Here is a 16,162-nt window from a genome sequence, read left to right as displayed (position 1 = left end):
CCGCGTGGGAACGCATCCAGGGATGCTCTGCGTTCCGCTTTGCACACACATGAAACCCGACCAAAGGCTCTAAATCGCGACCTGGCATTCGACCATGGTAGCGGGCCGAAACTTTTTGAAATCACTACACTGCCCACCTTGCTTTCCGTAGCCAGAGATAACAATTCATGTACCGTGATCGTATCCGCTTGCCTTCGTTGTTGAACAAGGTCATGAGCGCGGCAGACGCCGCTGCACTGATCGAGGACGGCATGACCGTCGGCATGAGCGGCTTCACCCGTGCCGGTGAAGCCAAGGCCGTCCCCCACGCCCTGGCCGAACGCGCCAAGACTTCGCCACTCAAAATCACGCTGATGACCGGCGCCAGCCTGGGCAATGACCTGGACAAGCAGTTGACCGAAGCCGGCGTACTGTCACGACGCATGCCCTTTCAAGTCGACAGCACTCTGCGCAAGGCGATCAATGCCGGCGAGGTGATGTTTATCGACCAGCACCTGTCGGAAACCGTCGAGCAACTGCGCAACAATCAGCTCAAATTGCCCGACATCGCCGTGATCGAAGCCGTCGCGATCACTGAGCAGGGCCATATCGTGCCCACTACTTCCGTAGGCAACTCGGCCAGCTTCGCGATCTTTGCCAAACAGGTGATCGTCGAGATCAACCTGGCGCACAACCCGAACCTGGAAGGGCTGCACGACATCTACATCCCGACCTACCGGCCGACGCGCACGCCGATCCCGCTGGTGAAAGTCGACGACCGTATCGGCAGCACCGCGATTCCGATCCCGCCCGAGAAAATCGTCGCCATCGTCATCACCAACCAGGCGGACTCCGCCTCCACGGTAACGCCGCCTGACAGCGACACCCAAGGCATCGCCAATCACCTGATCAACTTCCTCAAGCAAGAAGTCGATGCCGGGCGCATGACCAACAAGCTCGGCCCGCTGCAAGCCGGCATCGGTAATATTGCCAACGCGGTGATGTGCGGATTGATCGAGTCGCCGTTCGAAGACCTGACCATGTACTCGGAAGTGTTGCAGGATTCGACCTTCGACCTGATCGACGCCGGCAAGCTGAGCTTTGCCTCCGGCAGTTCGATTACCTTGTCGGAGCGACGCAATGCCGATGTGTTCGGCAACCTGGAGCACTACAAGGACAAATTGGTGCTGCGCCCGCAGGAAATTTCCAACCACCCTGAAGTGGTACGGCGCCTGGGCATCATCGGTATCAATACCGCGCTGGAGTTCGATATCTACGGCAACGTCAACTCCACCCACGTCTGCGGCACGCGGATGATGAACGGCATCGGCGGCTCCGGGGATTTCGCCCGCAATGCGCACCTGGCGATCTTCGTCACCAAGTCCATTGCCAAGGGCGGCGCAATTTCCAGCGTGGTACCGATGGTCAGCCATGTGGACCACACCGAGCATGACGTGGACATTCTCGTCACCGAAGTAGGCCTTGCCGACCTGCGGGGCCTGGCGCCACGGGAGCGCGCTCGGGTGATCATCGATAACTGCGTGCACCCAGCCTACCGCGATGCCCTCAACACTTACTTCGATGCCGCCTGCGCCCTCGGTGGGCATACGCCGCACATCTTGCGCGAAGCACTGAGTTGGCACATTAACCTGGAAGAAACCGGGCACATGCTCAAGGCTTGATGAATACAGATCCGGGCTGATGCAAATACAGTTTCATCAGCTCGGTGAACCCACCCGCACTTATGGAAAAAACTGTACTGCTGTACTGGTCATTTCCTACCGAAATATCCCACACACCAACTCAAAAATGCCGATTTCGCACCTTTTAAGTGCGCACAGGTACAGTTGCCCCAATTTCGTACCGTACAGCCTCGCTAAACAGTTAACTGGCCTCTCACAATACAGGTGAACTGTATCTAGAGAGTCTTGCCTCGGAGGAGGATCATTGGCATCAGTTAAACCACTACCTAATCCCGCCACAAGCGGAAGGATGTCATCATGGAACGTACACTCAGTTCCGAACTGTTCTTTGAAGAAAAAGCTGTAAACACCCAGGCTTCCCTGCCTTTGCGCGTTCTCGCCAACCTGATGTTGTGGCAGCGCCGCATCTCCAGCCGCCACCAGTTGGCTCGCCTGGATTCGCGTCTGCTGGCTGACGCCGGTATCAGCGAAGCTCAACGCTACGAAGAGCTGAGCAAGCCGTTCTGGCGCTAAGTGGCGCCCGCTGGCCCTGACCTGACGGGTCCACTGCCAGCACCCTGATTTGTCAAAGCAAAGCCCGCCCCGGGTAACCGGAGGCGGGCTTTGTTGTATCTGCGATAGCGCATTGGATTGGCTCGATTCAAGCACACAGATACAGTTTTAAATTTATAAAATATGACAGGTACAGTTTAATTACAGGCTTCCGAATAGTCCTGCACACGCCTAATATCGGTTCACCACGTGGCGAACCCTGTAGAGCGTGCGTCTGATGCTCGACAGTCCCAGTCCGTTTCATTGTGGCCGTTTCGCGCCACCTTATTATTCGTCTACAGGAGTTACCCCATGTCCCGTCTTCGCCTGCTGTGCACTGCCGCTGTGCTGACTCTGGCTGCCAATGCCAACGCGAGCAGCCTGATCATGACGACTGACTCGATCGTCGGCGCTCTGAAGGCAACCTCCGATGCCACGTCTGATGCCACCTCATCCCTGCGCGACAACAAGGTCGTACAAGCGGCCCGTGACGACGCCGCCAGCTTTGTCGCCAGCCAAGGCGCCATCCGTGGCGTGAAACTGGAAAGCGCCCTGGCCCAGATCCGCCAACAAGCGCCGCAGTTGAATACCGCTACCGATACGCAGCTGGCACAGGCCATCCTGGCTATCTGACCCACGGCAACCAGACGGGAGCGCCTGCCGCTCCCGGATGGCTCGGCGCTGGCTCTCGCCCGGCGGTTGCGCTAGCCTTGGCGCTCGCTTTCAGTTGTCGAGTCCCATGGCTTTTTCATACCGTTTATTGATTGTTCCTGTACTGTTTTGCGCCTGCTGGTCACCCATGGCTTCAGCGTTGGATGTGTCCACCCAGAGCACGGTTGTCAGCGTGTATGCCACCAGCAAAGTGACCTCTGCGCCGTTCGACAATAAGTTGGTCCTGGCCGCTCGGGATGATGCTGCCGCTTTCATTGCCACTGACGGCCAATGGCGGGGCGCACGCCTGGAGTCCGCGCTGGACTATCTGCGCCGCACCCAGCCAAAACTTCATGCAAGCGACCTTGAACTGGCGCAAGCAATTCTCGTCCAATAATCATCGTTGTATTTCTATCTTTGTCATTGGAGTCACCCCATGCGTAGCCCGCTGATCGTCGCCGCCCTCGGCCTGCTGTTTTTGGCCGATGTCGCCCAGGCGCAAACCTTGAAGGCCACCAGCAACATCGTCGTGCGTGCCTCGGCGCGCACCATTGATTTCACCTCGGACACCACCACCTCCATCCGCGACTCCAAGATCGTGCGCGAAGCCCACGATGACGCCGCCAGTTTCGTCGCCACCAATGGCGAGATCCGTGGCGCCCAGCTGGAAGCAGCGTTCGATACCCTTCGCACCCGCGTGCCAGAAGCCCGTGATGCCAGCGACCAGACCCTCGCAGAAGCTATCCTCGCTCTGTGAGGCGCCTCAAAACCTGGCTCCTGGCCGGGGCTGTGCTGCTGTGCGCGAGTACGGCCCAGGCCGGCCTGCAACTGCGGCTCAAGACCGAAGGCTTGAGCCCGGCCGAACAGCAGGCCAGCCAGGCATTGCTGGATGAAGCGCTGCGCTCCTTGCCGCCGCGCTTTGTCGAGCAATTGGACCGACGTATTGATGTCGGCTGGACCGACAAGATGCCTGACAACGCCTACGGCCAGGCGTCCCTGGTGTCCGAGTTGGACCTCAACCAGAACCTGCTCGCCAGCCTGACTGACGGCAGCGCCGCCACCCAGAAAACCAATCGCCCCCACGGTACTGTGCGCCGGGAAATGCTCGCCACCGTGCTGCATGAACTGACCCACATCTATGACCGTGCGCGCCTGTGGTCCCAGGACGAGCGCACGCTGATCCAGCGCTGCAGCCGTCAGAACAACATTACCGGCTTGATCGGCTTGCCCGACCAGTGCCGTGGCCAGAACGACCGCCGCTTTACCCTCAGTGACGACCCACGCCTGTTGGATCTTGCCGGCTGGCCACAGTATGTGGGTCGGCGCGGAGAGCGTGAGCAGCACAACCATCAGGTGGTGCGCAGCCCGGACATCTACGAAACCACCAGCCCGCTGGAGTTCGTGGCGGTCAACATGGAGTATTTCCTCCTGGACCCCAGCTACGCCTGTCGCCGCCCCGCGCTGTTCCGTTATTACAAGGATCACTTCGGCTGGGCCCCGCCTGAACAGGACACCTGCGCCAGTACCTATGCCTTCCTGAACGCGGGCAACGATTTCGCCAAGACGCCCCTGGGCCAGATCGATCCGGAGCGCGTGTATGAAATCGACTATCTGCTGGCCGAAGCCAACCAGAACCTGGTGAGCCGTTGGGGCCATAGCATGTTGCGCCTGGTGATTTGTGCGCCGGGCCGCCCGCGTGGCCCGGATTGCCGGCTGGACCTGGACCGGCATCTGGTGCTGTCCTACCGCGCCTTCGTCGGTGACGTCCAGCTGTCGAGCTGGGATGGCCTGGTGGGTAAATACCCGTCGCGGCTGTTCGTACTGCCGTTGGCCCAGGTCATTGATGAATACACCAAGACCGAACTGCGTGGCCTGGCGTCGGTGCCGCTGAAGCTCAGCCGTCAGGAAATCAACGACACCGTCGAACATGCGGCGCAGATGCACTGGAGCTATGACGGCAACTACTTCTTTATCTCCAACAATTGTGCGGTCGAAAGCCTGAAACTGTTGCGCAGCGGCAGCGCCAACCCGCAATTGACCGGCCTGGACAACATCACCCCCAACGGTTTGCTGGAAGTGCTCAGCGCCCGCGGCCTGGCCGATACCAGCGTATTGAATGACAAGCGCGAGGCACTGCGGCTGGGGTATCACTTCGACTCGTTCCGCGAGCGCTACCAGGCCATGTTCGATGTGCTGCGCAAGCAACTGCCGATCAAGCAGACCCAGGTCGAAGACTGGTTGTCCCTGGATGCGCAAGCGCGTCGCCAATGGTTCAGCCAGGCCGACCTGCGCACCAGCGCCGCGCTGTTGCTGCTGGAGCAGGCCAGCTATCGCAAACAACTGATGCTCGCCCAGGATGAGGTCAAACAACGCTACCTCAATGCCCGCGAGCTGAAATACGGCGGCATGGAGAAAGCCAACAACACGCTGCAGCAAATTCTCGCCAACAGCGGCTTCCTGAGTCGCCCGGCCGAGTTGCTGGACAGTGGGGGTTATGGCCTGCCGCAACCTTCGGAAGCCAAGCGCCTTGAATCAGAAAGCGCCGAACGCCAGAAACAGTTGCAGTCGTTGACCGGCGAGCTGGATAAGGAGGTGAGGGCGCTGCTCGATCCTTCCCGCGCCGCCGAGATCGCCGCGTGTGAAGCCAACCTCAAGCAGGTGGGTGAGCATTTGCGGGCCTTGCACAAAGCCGCCGGCGGCCTGGAACTACCCTGATAGTCTGGCAGCGACCACTATCCAAATGTGGGAGCTGGCTTGCCTGCGATGGCGGTGTCACAGCCATAAGAGATGTTGGCTGATACACCGCCATCGCAGGCAAGCCAGCTCCCACAGTTTTTATCTGCATAAACCCCAAGGCCGCGTGTCAGCTGTTTTCTCAGCGAAAGCTGGCTGAAAGCTTCCCCGTCTAGGATCGCCCTCACTGCCGGCAACAGACCGGCTGTTAACAACAACAATGGTGATTCCCGATGTCCGCTCGTACCCGCCTGTTCGCTCCGACTCCACCCGTACGCCTCGTGCCTTTCGTTCTGCGCTGACCGCCACTCGGTCCGCCATTCCCTAGCCGCGCTACGCCTGGAGTATTCCTATGCTGACTTTCCTTGGCTTTGCCATGGTCATCACGTTCATGTTCCTGATCATGACCAAGCGCCTGTCCGCGCTGATCGCCTTGATCATCGTGCCGATCCTGTTCGCGCTGTTCGGCGGTTTCGCACCGAAGATCGGCCCGATGATGCTCGAAGGCATCACCAAGCTTGCGCCGACCGGCGTGATGCTGATGTTCGCCATCCTCTATTTTGCCTTGATGATCGACTCCGGCCTGTTCGACCCGGCCGTGCGCAAGATCCTCAAGATGGTCAAGGGCGACCCGCTCAAGGTGTCGGTCGGCACCGCCGTACTGGCCCTGGTGGTATCTCTGGACGGTGACGGGGCTACCACCTACATGATCTGCGTCGCGGCCATGCTGCCGCTGTACCAGCGCATCGGCATGAGCCCAAGGATCATGGCCGGCCTGATCATTCTCGCCGGTGGCGTGATGAACATGACCCCCTGGGGCGGCCCGACGGCGCGCGCCGCCAGTGCGCTGCATGTAGACCCGTCGGACATCTTCGTACCGATGATCCCGGCCATGGCCGCCGGTGTCGTGGCGATCCTGGTGATTGCCTACATGTACGGCAAGCGCGAACGTGCGCGCCTGGGTGAATTGCACCTGCAGGGCGACGAGATCGACCACAGCGAAATCAGCGTGTCGCAATTCCCCGACGCCCGCCGTCCGAAATTGATCTGGTTCAACGGCGCCCTGACCCTGGCGTTGATGTGCACCCTGATTGCCGGCCTGTTGCCGCTGCCGGTGCTGTTCATGGTGGCGTTCAGTATCGCCATGATCGTCAACTACCCGTGCCTGCAGCAGCAGAAAGACCGCGTCGCGGCTCACGCCGGTAGCGTATTGGCGGTGGTGGGCTTGATCTTCGCCGCCGGTATTTTCACAGGCATCCTGTCGGGCACCGGCATGGTCGACGCCATGTCCAAGAGCCTGTTGGCAGTCATCCCCGAAGCCATGGGCCCTTACCTGGCGGTGATCACCGCGCTGGTGAGCATGCCGTTCACCTTCTTCATGTCCAACGATGCGTTCTACTACGGCGTACTGCCGGTACTGGCCGAAGCTGCCAGCCATTACGGCATCACCGCGGTGGAAATGGCGCGGGCGTCGATCGTCGGGCAGCCCGTGCATTTGCTCAGCCCACTGGTACCCTCGACGTACTTGCTGGTTGCCCTGGCGGGTATCGAATTCGGCGATCACCAGCGCTTCACGCTCAAGTGGGCAGTGCTGGTGTGCCTGTGCATAATGTTCGCCGCACTGCTGATGGGGATTTTTCCGCTGTTCAGCACTCTATAATCGTACCGACTCACTCACCGCGCGGCGCTACAGCTTGCGCGGTTAACACTTGCTCAAAGGAATACACATGGAATGGCTGACCAATCCGGAAATCTGGATTGCCTTCTTCACCCTGACGGCTCTCGAGATCGTCCTGGGCATCGATAACATCATCATGATTTCGATCCTGGTCAGCCGCATGCCCAAGCATATGCAGGCGCGCACCCGGATCTTCGGCCTGGCACTGGCCATGGTCACGCGCATCCTGTTGCTGCTGTCGATCACCTGGGTCATGCAACTGACCGCCGACCTGTTCGTCGTGTTTGGCCAAGGCATCTCCGGTCGTGACCTGATCCTGTTCTTCGGTGGCCTGTTCCTGCTGTGGAAAAGCTCCCAGGAGATGTACCACGCGCTGGAAGGTGAAGATGAAACCCACGACGAGCCCAAAGGCGCCGGTGGCAAGTTCATCTACACCATTATCCAGATCGCCATCATCGACATCGTGTTCTCCCTGGACTCGGTGATTACCGCCGTCGGCATGGTTTCCCACGTGCCGGTGATGGTTGCCGCCATCGTCGTTGCGGTATTGGTGATGATGCTGGCTGCCGGCACCATCAGCGAGTTCATCGACAAGCACCCGTCGCTGAAAATGCTGGCGCTGTCGTTCCTGCTGGTCGTGGGTACCGTACTGATCGCTGAATCCTTCGACGTACACGTGCCAAAAGGCTACGTCTACTTCGCCATGGCGTTCTCGCTGGCGGTGGAAGCGGTGAACATCAAGATGCGTACCGCCATCGCGAAAAAGAAGAAACAGCAGGACCCAGTGAAACTGCGCAAGGACATTCCGGGTCAGTAAACTTGACCCGCGAGTGATCGTTCCCACGCTCCGCGTGGGAATGCCCTCTCGGACGCTCCGCGTCCGCAAAGTGACGCAGAGCGTCACAGGATGCGTTCCCACGCCGAGCGTGGGGAACGATCTTCATGACAGTTTTGTTTCAATCCCAAGTTTAGCTATGCGATGCTGGCGCAGAGCCCATTCGCCAACTACAGCTTAGGTACAAGACGTAGAGCGGCACGCGGTAACTTTCCTTCGCTCCTGCTGGAGCGCACCCACACGGGGGGCCGAGCATGCTGACCTTGCTCAATCTGCTTTCCGCCGTGACCCTGCTTATCTGGGGCACGCATATCGTCCGAACCGGCATCCTGCGGGTCTACGGTTCCAATTTGCGCCAAGTCATCGGGCAGAACATGTCCAAGCGCTGGCTGGCATTTGTCGCCGGTATCCTGGTGACGGCCATGGTGCAAAGCAGTAACGCCACCGCGATGCTGGTGACTTCGTTCGTCGGCCAAGGGCTGATGAGCCTCACGCCGGCCTTGGCCACCATGCTTGGCGCCGACGTCGGTACGGCCTTGATGGCGCGGGTGCTGACGTTCGATTTGTCCTGGCTGTCGCCGCTGCTGATCTTCCTCGGGGTGATTTTCTTCCTGTCGCGCAAGCAGACGCGGGCAGGACAGTTGGGCCGGGTGGGGATCGGCCTGGGCCTGATCATCCTCGCGCTGCAATTGATCGTCGAAGCCGCCGGGCCCATTACCCATGCCCAGGGCGTGAAAGTCATCTTCGCTTCGCTGACCGGCGATATCTTGCTGGACGCCCTGGTGGGCGCGCTGTTCGCCATGGTTTCCTACTCCAGCCTCGCTGCGGTGCTGCTCACGGCCACCCTGGCCGGTGCCGGCGTGATCGGCTTGCACGTGGCCATCGGCCTGGTAATCGGCGCCAACATCGGCAGCGGGGTGCTGGCGTTTCTCAGTACCAGCATGCAAAACACTGCCGGTCGCCAAGTGGCCCTGGGCAGCCTGTTGTACAAATTGATCGGTCTGTTGCTGATCATTCCGGTGCTTGACCCGCTCGTGGGCTGGATGGACGGCCTGGACTACAGCGTTCAGGGCATGGTCATCACCTTCCACCTGCTCTACAACGTCAGCCGTTGCCTGATCCTGTTGCCCACCATCGGGCCCATGGCACGCCTGTGCGAATGGCTGCTGCCGGAACGCCCCGAAACCAACGGCAAGGCCAAGCCACGCCATCTGGACCTGGCCTCATTGAATACCCCAAGCCTGGCCCTGGCGAACGCCGCCCGCGAAACCCTGCGCCTGGGTGACTTGATCGACAATATGCTCACTTCGATGCAGGAAGTGCTGCGCGGCAACCAAACCGCCGTTACCCAAGAAATGCGCAGCCTGAGCGATGACGTCGAAGCGCTCTACAGCGCGATCAAACTCTACCTGGCGCAAATGCCTCGTGAAGACCTGAGTGAACAGGACAACCGCCGCTGGGCCGAGATCATCGAGCTGTCGATCAACTTGAAATTGGCCGGTGACCTGATCGAACGCATGCTGCGCAAGGTCCAGCAACAGAAGACCTCGCAACGCCGGCAATTTTCCGAAGTGGGCCTGGAGGAACTCAGTGGCCTGCACAGCCAGTTGATCGCCAACCTGCGCCTGGGCCTGTCGGTGTTTCTCAGCGGCGACCCGGAAAGCGCCCGTCAATTACTGCGAGAAAAGCGCCGCTTCCGTGCCCAGGAACGCCGCCTGGCCCACGCCCATGTCAGCCGCTTGCAGCGCAAGATCGTGCAGAGCCTGGAAACCAGCTCCCTGCATCTGGAACTGATTGCCGACATGAAACGCTTGAACTCGTTGTTTTGCAGCAGTGCTTATGTAGTGTTGGAAACGTCCGACACTGGCGCGCTCTCCGCCGAAAGTATTGCCGACATCACCCATTCACCCTGAACGTACGCCCGCGAGCGAAGTCAGTTAACAATGGACCTCATTCGCCAGGAAGCTTGTTATGCGTCGCCTGTTACTCGCCTGCCTGCTCTTGGGCTCGGTACACACCTTTGCCTTTGACCGCCTGCAAGTCGAGGGCTACACCTTGCCCAACGGCCTGCAACTGCTGCTCAAACCGGGTACCGAGCGTGGGCACGTGGCTATTCGCCTGGTGGTTGGGGTGGGCCTGGACGACTTCGGTTGCGAAGAAAAAGAACTGCCGCACTTGTTCGAGCACTTGCTGTTCAGCGGCATCGATGGCGGCGGCGAAGGCGACCTCGAAGACCGCATGCAAGCCCTGGGCGGCGAGTGGAACGCCTACACCAGCAACGCCGACACTACCTTCGTGATCGAGGCGCCCGCGCAGAACCAACGCAAAGTACTGGACCTGCTGCTGGCAATCCTCACGCGCACGCAACTGACCGACGCTCATATCAACGCCGCCAAACAGGTGGTGGAGCGCGAAGACGGCGGCCATTATTCACACTTGCAACGCCTGCTGGATCGCCAAGACCTCGGTCACAGCGCCAGTAACCAATTGGCCGTGGAGTTGGGCCTCAAGTGCGCCGAACGCGCCGAGGTCAGCCACCTCACCCGCGACTCGTTGGAGAAGCTGCGCAAAGCATGGTACGCGCCGAACAACATGACCCTGATCGTCGTCGGCGATCTCGACAAACTGCTGCCCGCCTACCTGGAACGCACCTATGGTCAACTCGACCCAGTGGAGCCGAGCGAACATCGCCCCCTCCCGGAAATCCAGCATACCGCCGCCAGCCACCGCGACCTGATCCGCGGCTGGGTGGGCGATGGCGCCAAGCTGCACTGGCTGTTCCCAGAGCCTGTGCTGGACGACCAGCATGATGAAACCTACAACCTGCTCAAGGACTACCTCGACTGGGCGCTGTACCGGCAACTGCGCCTCAAGCACGGTTTGTCCTACGGCCCGTGGGTAGAACGCGAAGTGCTCGGCGGCGTTGGGTTCCTCAGCCTGAATGCCGACCTTGAGCGAGAAAACCTCCCTGAAGCCGAGCAGGTCTTGCAAGACCTCAAGGCCCAACTGCTCAAGGATGGCCTCGACCCAACAGTATTCACACGCCTGCAACAAGCCGCCATTGCCCGCCAAGCCTGGGCAGTGCAGGGCAACAGCGCACTGGCCGACTATTACTGGAGTGCGGCCGGCGACTACTCCAATGGACGTTTCAGCGACCCGGTCAAACGCATCAAGGCCGTGAGCCTGGCGCAAACCAACCAGGCCATGCGCGAAGCGTTCCAGCAGCCGGGCTACTGGCGCATCGAAAAACCGCTGTTGAGTTATGACGCCTTGACCTGGATCGGTGCGGGCGTACTGGGCCTGATCATCCTTGGTTTGATCGGCCTGAGGCTTTATCGCAAACCTGTTGAGTAATGAGGCACAGAATATCGGGCCAAGGCGTTATTCTGTCTGAGATTTTTCCCACAACCAGTGAACCGCCCATGCCGAACTTGCCGCCCCTCATCCAGCGCGTTATAGAACTGATCAAGCGCTACCCAGGGGTGATTGCACTCGGCGGTTTCATCTCGGGGGTGGGCAGCTTCATCCTGGTAGACCGCCAGCAGGGCATGGCCAGCTGGATCGCGGTGATCATGCTGGTGAGCTGGTTGTGGCTGATGCTGGAGAACAGCTTTACGCAACTGTTCACCAAAGTCTTCAATCGCGAGATCCCTGAACCGCTGCTGCGCTACGCCACCCAGATGATCCACCAGGAAAGTCTGTTTTTCGTCCTGCCCTTCTTTTTCGTCACCACCGCCTGGAACAGCGGCCAATCGTTGTTCACTGGCCTGCTCGGCGCAGCGGCGCTGGTGTCGATCATCGACCCGCTGTATTACAAATGGCTGGCGCCCAAACGCTCGCTATTCCTGGCCCTGCACACCCTGACCCTATTCGCCGCGTTGCTGACCGCGCTGCCGATCATCATGCACCTGACCACCGCCCAGAGTTACAAACTGGCGTTGGGCGTGGCCATGGTCCTGTCGATCCCGAGCCTGGCCGTCAGCCTGCCGCTGCGTAGCCTCAAGGGCTGGGCGATGCTGCTGGGGGTAACGGCCGCCATCGGCTGCGCCGGCTGGTTCCTGCGCAGCTGGGTACCGCCCGCCACCCTGTGGATGACCGAAGTCGCCATCAGCACCCAACTGCAAGACCGCACGCCGGGCGACGACCTCAAGCAAGTCACCGCCGCCCAATTGCGCAGCGGTGGGCTGTATGCGTACACCGCCATCAACGCACCACGCGGGCTGGATGAGCGGATTTACCATGTGTGGAAATTCAACGGCCAGGAAGTCGACCGCATTGCCCTGGACATCCATGGTGGGCGCAAGGAAGGCTATCGCGCCTGGACCCACAAGCAGAACTTCCCCGGTGACGCCGTAGGGCGCTGGCAGGTGCAGGTGCTCACCGAAGACGGGCAAGTCATCGGCGTTCTGCGCTTCAAGGTGATAGACACAGCACAAGCGGACAACCCAAAGTAAGCCGGATCGTGCTATTACGTAGCAATTGTGGATAGCCAAACAAGCTCGGAGCTTATGACCACTCGCACGACGGCCGGCGCGGCCCATCTAGATACGTCCAGCACCCCGCCTTCGCTACGGATTACCGGCGACTGGACGCTGGCCCACTACGCCGACCTGAAGAAGCTGTCGGCCGCACTCGACGGCCAATACGACGCCGGCGCCCGCATTGACCTCAACGGCCTCGGCGCGCTGGATACCGCCGGCGCCTCGCTGCTGGTAGAGCTGCTGGGCCCTGCACGCATCGAACACTCTGCCGAACAGACCGATTGCACCCTGGCAGCCGCCGACCGTGCACTGCTCAAGACCGTCTACCGCTCCCTGAATGACTTTTGCGTACCGATCAAAGAGCCGGAAGAGGCCGCCGGCATTCAAGTGTTGGCTCGCATCGGCCGTGCAGTAGACACGGTCTGGCAAGACGCAATGAAGCTGTTGGGCTTTATCGGCCTGATCCTCGAAACCTTCGCCCGCGGCATTTGGCGGCCCAAACGCTGGCGCCTGACGCCCGTGGTCGCCCACATCGAACAGACCGGCCTGGATGCGGCGCCTATCGTCGCTCTGCTGACCTTTCTGGTCGGCGCCGTCGTGGCCTTCCTCGGCGCCACTGTGCTCAAGAGCTTCGGCGCGACGATCTTTACCGTGGACCTGGTGGCGTTCTCCTTCCTGCGTGAATTCGGCGTATTGCTCACCGCAATCCTCATCGCCGGCCGTACCGCCAGTGCGTTCACCGCGCAAATCGGCTCCATGAAAGCCAACGAAGAAATCGACGCCATCCGCACACTGGGCCTGGACCCTATGGAGCTGTTGGTATTGCCCCGCGTGTTGGCGCTGCTGGTGGCGTTGCCGATGCTGACCTTCCTGGCGATGCTCTCGGGGATCGTCGGCGGTGGTGTGGTGTGTGCGGTGGCCCTGGATATTTCGCCAGCGATGTTTCTTTCGCTGCTGCAATCGGACATTGGCGTGCAGCACTTTCTGGTGGGCATGGTGAAGGCGCCGATCTTTGCGTTTTTGATCGCGGCCATTGGTTGCCTGGAAGGTTTTAAAGTCAGCGGCAGTGCCGAGTCGGTCGGCGCGCACACCACGTCCAGCGTGGTGCAATCGATCTTTGTGGTGATCGTGCTGGATGCGGTCGCGGCGATGTTCTTCATGGAGATGGGCTGGTGAGTCGTCTACACCGTGCGCCCACTGAGGCGGTGATTGAAGTACGTGGCCTGTGCAACCGTTTCGGCAGCCAAAGCGTGCATGAGAACCTCGACCTGGATTTGTACAAGGGCGAGATCCTGGCGGTGGTGGGGGGCTCTGGCAGCGGTAAATCCGTGTTGTTGCGCAGCATCGTTGGCCTGCGGCGCCCCAGCGAGGGCGAAGTGCGGGTGTTCGGCAAAAACCTGCCGAGCCTGCCTGAACATGAACGCTCACTGGTAGAACGCCGCTTTGGCGTACTGTTCCAGAAGGGCGCGCTGTTTTCCTCGCTGACGGTGACCGAGAACGTGGCTCTGCCATTGATCGAGCACGCCGGCCTCAGCCGCGCCGATGCCGAGCACCTGGCGGCGGTCAAGCTGGCCCTGGCGGGGTTGCCGCTGTCGGCGGCCGACAAATACCCGGCCTCGTTATCCGGCGGCATGATCAAGCGCGCAGCTCTGGCCCGCGCACTGGCCTTGGACCCGGACATCCTGTTCCTGGACGAACCCACCGCCGGTCTCGACCCGATTGGCGCGGCGCAGTTCGACCAACTGATCCTCACCCTGCGCGATGCGCTGGGCTTGAGTGTGTTCCTGGTCACCCACGACCTCGACACGCTGTACACCATCACCGACCGTGTGGCGGTGCTGGCGCAGAAGAAAGTGCTGGTGGCCGACGCCATCGATGTCGTTTCGGAAACGGACGACGCCTGGATTCACGAATATTTCCACGGCCCCCGGGGCCGCGCGGCATTGGATGCCGCTCAATCGCTCAACGAGGTATGACATGGAAACCCGAGCCCATCATGTGATGATCGGACTGTTCAGCGTAATTGTGGTGGTCGGCGCGATGCTGTTTGGCCTGTGGCTGGCCAAGTCCAGCGTCGATACCGCCTTCCAGGATTACGAAGTGATCTTCAACGAAGCGGTCAGCGGCCTGTCCCAGGGCAGTGCGGTGCAGTACAGCGGCATCAAGGTGGGCGACGTGATCAGCCTGCGCCTGGACCCCAAAGACCCACGCCGCGTCCTGGCGCGCATCCGCCTGGCCGGGCAAACGCCAATCAAGGAAGACACCCAGGCCAAACTGGCCCTGACCGGTATCACCGGCACCTCGATCATCCAGCTCAGTGGCGGCACCCCGCAGAGCCCGGAGCTCAAGGGCAAGGACGGCAACCTGCCGGAAATCATCGCGTCGCCATCGCCTATCGCACGCCTGCTCAATAACAGCAACGACCTGATGACCAGCGTCAACCTGCTGCTGCACAACGCCAACCACCTGTTCTCGCGGGAAAACGTCGAACGCCTGAGCAACACCCTGGACAACCTGCAACAAACCACCGGCGCCATTGCCGAGCAACGCGGCGACATCAAGGTGGTGATGCAGCAATTGATGCAAGTGAGCAAACAGGCGGGCGCGGCGCTGGAGCAAACCACCGTGCTGATGCGCAGCGCCAATGGTTTGCTCAGTGAACAAGGTAAGCAAGCCTTCGGCAGCGCCGAGCAGGCGATGAAATCCCTGGAGCAAAGCACCGCCACCATCAATACCTTGCTGACCAATAACCAGGACTCGGTGAACAGCGGCATGCAGGGCCTCAACGAACTGGCGCCAGCCGTGCGCGAGTTGCGTGAAACCCTCGGCTCGCTGCGCGCCATCTCCCGCCGTCTGGAAGCCAACCCCAGCGGTTACCTGCTGGGCAGCGACAAGAACAAGGAGTTCACGCCATGAAGCGTGCGTATCACATGATCGTCCCCATGGCCCTGGCACTGGTCAGCGCGTGCTCGATCCTACCCAAGCCGGACCCTTCGGACGTGTACCGCCTGGCGTCCACCCAGCCGGCCAGCCAAGGCACGCCGGTGAGTTGGTCGCTGCGCGTGACCAAGCCGCAGACCAGCGAGTTTCTCGACAGCCCGCGCATCGCCGTGGTGCCAGATGGCAACTTGATCAGCAACTACGCGAACTCGCGCTGGAGTGACCCGGCGCCGGTGCTGCTGCGTAATCGCCTGCTGGATGGCTTCCAGCGCGACGGGCGCGTGACATTGTTGAGCACTGACGAGACCAACCTGCAAGCCGACTATGAACTGGGCGGGCAGTTGCAGGCGTTTCAGAGCGAGTATCGGGGCAAGACGGTGGAGGTGGTGATTCGCCTCGACGCGCGATTGGTGCGTGGGCGTGATCAAAGGATTATCGCCAGCCGTCGGTTTGAAGTGAGGCAGCCGGTGAGTGACACCCAGGTGCCAGCGGTGGTGGCTGCTTTTAGCCAGGCTGGGGATCAGTTGAATAAGCAGGTGGTGGATTGGGTGGTGAGTCAGGGCAATACAGCACTGAAACCTTGAGGACCTCATCGCAGGCAAGCCAGCTCCCACAGTTTGATTTGTAAACA

At 60.6% G+C, this 16,162-nt stretch carries 15 protein-coding genes; all 15 read left to right on the top strand.

Features of this window, described 5'->3' with window-relative positions; translation table 11 throughout:
- The first annotated feature begins 167 nt into the window (after positions 1–167).
- The 15 genes from MHH62_RS25170 to lptE all read left to right on the top strand — a co-directional run bounded on the left by MHH62_RS25170 (position 168) and on the right by lptE (position 16,115).
- Positions 168–1,661 (top strand): acetyl-CoA hydrolase/transferase family protein, encoded by a 1,494-nt coding sequence (locus tag MHH62_RS25170; protein WP_020301395.1) that lies wholly within the window; start codon positions 168–170, stop codon positions 1,659–1,661.
- A gap of 318 nt (positions 1,662–1,979) precedes the next feature.
- On the top strand, positions 1,980–2,195 hold the full coding sequence (locus MHH62_RS25165; protein ID WP_003187413.1) for a DUF1127 domain-containing protein: 216 nt from the start codon (positions 1,980–1,982) through the stop codon (positions 2,193–2,195).
- A 330-nt stretch (positions 2,196–2,525) separates the two neighbouring features.
- A complete protein-coding gene (locus MHH62_RS25160; protein ID WP_020301396.1) occupies positions 2,526–2,846 on the top strand; it encodes a DUF2388 domain-containing protein in 321 nt (106 codons plus the stop codon).
- 106 nt (positions 2,847–2,952) lie between these two features.
- Positions 2,953–3,261, top strand: a complete 309-nt coding sequence (locus tag MHH62_RS25155) for a DUF2388 domain-containing protein (protein WP_014716356.1) — start codon at positions 2,953–2,955, stop codon at positions 3,259–3,261.
- Between the two features lie 39 nt (positions 3,262–3,300).
- Positions 3,301–3,621 carry a DUF2388 domain-containing protein gene (locus tag MHH62_RS25150; protein WP_003187408.1) on the top strand — a complete coding sequence of 107 codons (321 nt, stop codon included), beginning with the start codon at positions 3,301–3,303 and terminating at the stop codon, positions 3,619–3,621.
- Entirely contained in the window at positions 3,618–5,579 is a 1,962-nt protein-coding gene (locus tag MHH62_RS25145; protein WP_019816933.1) for a DUF4105 domain-containing protein, read from the top strand. The genes MHH62_RS25150 and MHH62_RS25145 overlap by 4 nt, the downstream gene beginning before the upstream one ends.
- A gap of 370 nt (positions 5,580–5,949) precedes the next feature.
- The gene (locus MHH62_RS25140) at positions 5,950–7,257 is read left to right on the top strand and encodes a CitMHS family transporter (RefSeq protein ID WP_003187405.1); all 1,308 of its coding nucleotides are present in this window, start codon (positions 5,950–5,952) and stop codon (positions 7,255–7,257) included.
- Positions 7,258–7,324: 67 nt separating this feature from the next.
- Positions 7,325–8,092, top strand: coding sequence for a TerC family protein (locus tag MHH62_RS25135; protein WP_014716354.1), 768 nt, complete (start codon positions 7,325–7,327; stop codon positions 8,090–8,092).
- Positions 8,093–8,364: 272 nt separating this feature from the next.
- Entirely contained in the window at positions 8,365–10,023 is a 1,659-nt protein-coding gene (locus MHH62_RS25130; RefSeq protein ID WP_198832890.1) for a Na/Pi cotransporter family protein, read from the top strand.
- 58 nt (positions 10,024–10,081) lie between these two features.
- Positions 10,082–11,464 carry a pitrilysin family protein gene (locus tag MHH62_RS25125; protein ID WP_198832891.1) on the top strand — a complete coding sequence of 461 codons (1,383 nt, stop codon included), beginning with the start codon at positions 10,082–10,084 and terminating at the stop codon, positions 11,462–11,464.
- Positions 11,465–11,532: 68 nt separating this feature from the next.
- Positions 11,533–12,564: a DUF5924 family protein gene (locus MHH62_RS25120; RefSeq protein ID WP_003187399.1), complete on the top strand. Its 1,032-nt coding sequence runs from the start codon at positions 11,533–11,535 to the stop codon at positions 12,562–12,564.
- 54 nt (positions 12,565–12,618) lie between these two features.
- On the top strand, positions 12,619–13,767 hold the full coding sequence (locus MHH62_RS25115) for an ABC transporter permease (protein WP_198832892.1): 1,149 nt from the start codon (positions 12,619–12,621) through the stop codon (positions 13,765–13,767).
- Positions 13,764–14,567, top strand: a complete 804-nt coding sequence (locus MHH62_RS25110) for an ATP-binding cassette domain-containing protein (RefSeq protein ID WP_014716351.1) — start codon at positions 13,764–13,766, stop codon at positions 14,565–14,567. Before MHH62_RS25115 ends, MHH62_RS25110 begins: the two co-directional genes overlap by 4 nt.
- A 1-nt stretch (position 14,568) precedes the next feature.
- The gene (locus MHH62_RS25105) at positions 14,569–15,507 is read left to right on the top strand and encodes an MlaD family protein (protein WP_003187394.1); all 939 of its coding nucleotides are present in this window, start codon (positions 14,569–14,571) and stop codon (positions 15,505–15,507) included.
- On the top strand, positions 15,504–16,115 hold the full coding sequence (gene lptE / locus MHH62_RS25100; protein ID WP_102665870.1) for an LPS assembly lipoprotein LptE: 612 nt from the start codon (positions 15,504–15,506) through the stop codon (positions 16,113–16,115). The genes MHH62_RS25105 and lptE overlap by 4 nt, the downstream gene beginning before the upstream one ends.
- Positions 16,116–16,162 lie beyond the last annotated feature (47 nt).

It is taken from the genome of Pseudomonas sp. FSL L8-0168 (assembly GCF_037976155.1).
Lineage (GTDB): Bacteria > Pseudomonadota > Gammaproteobacteria > Pseudomonadales > Pseudomonadaceae > Aquipseudomonas > Aquipseudomonas paracarnis.
This window is presented reverse-complemented; position numbering and strand designations above follow the sequence as displayed.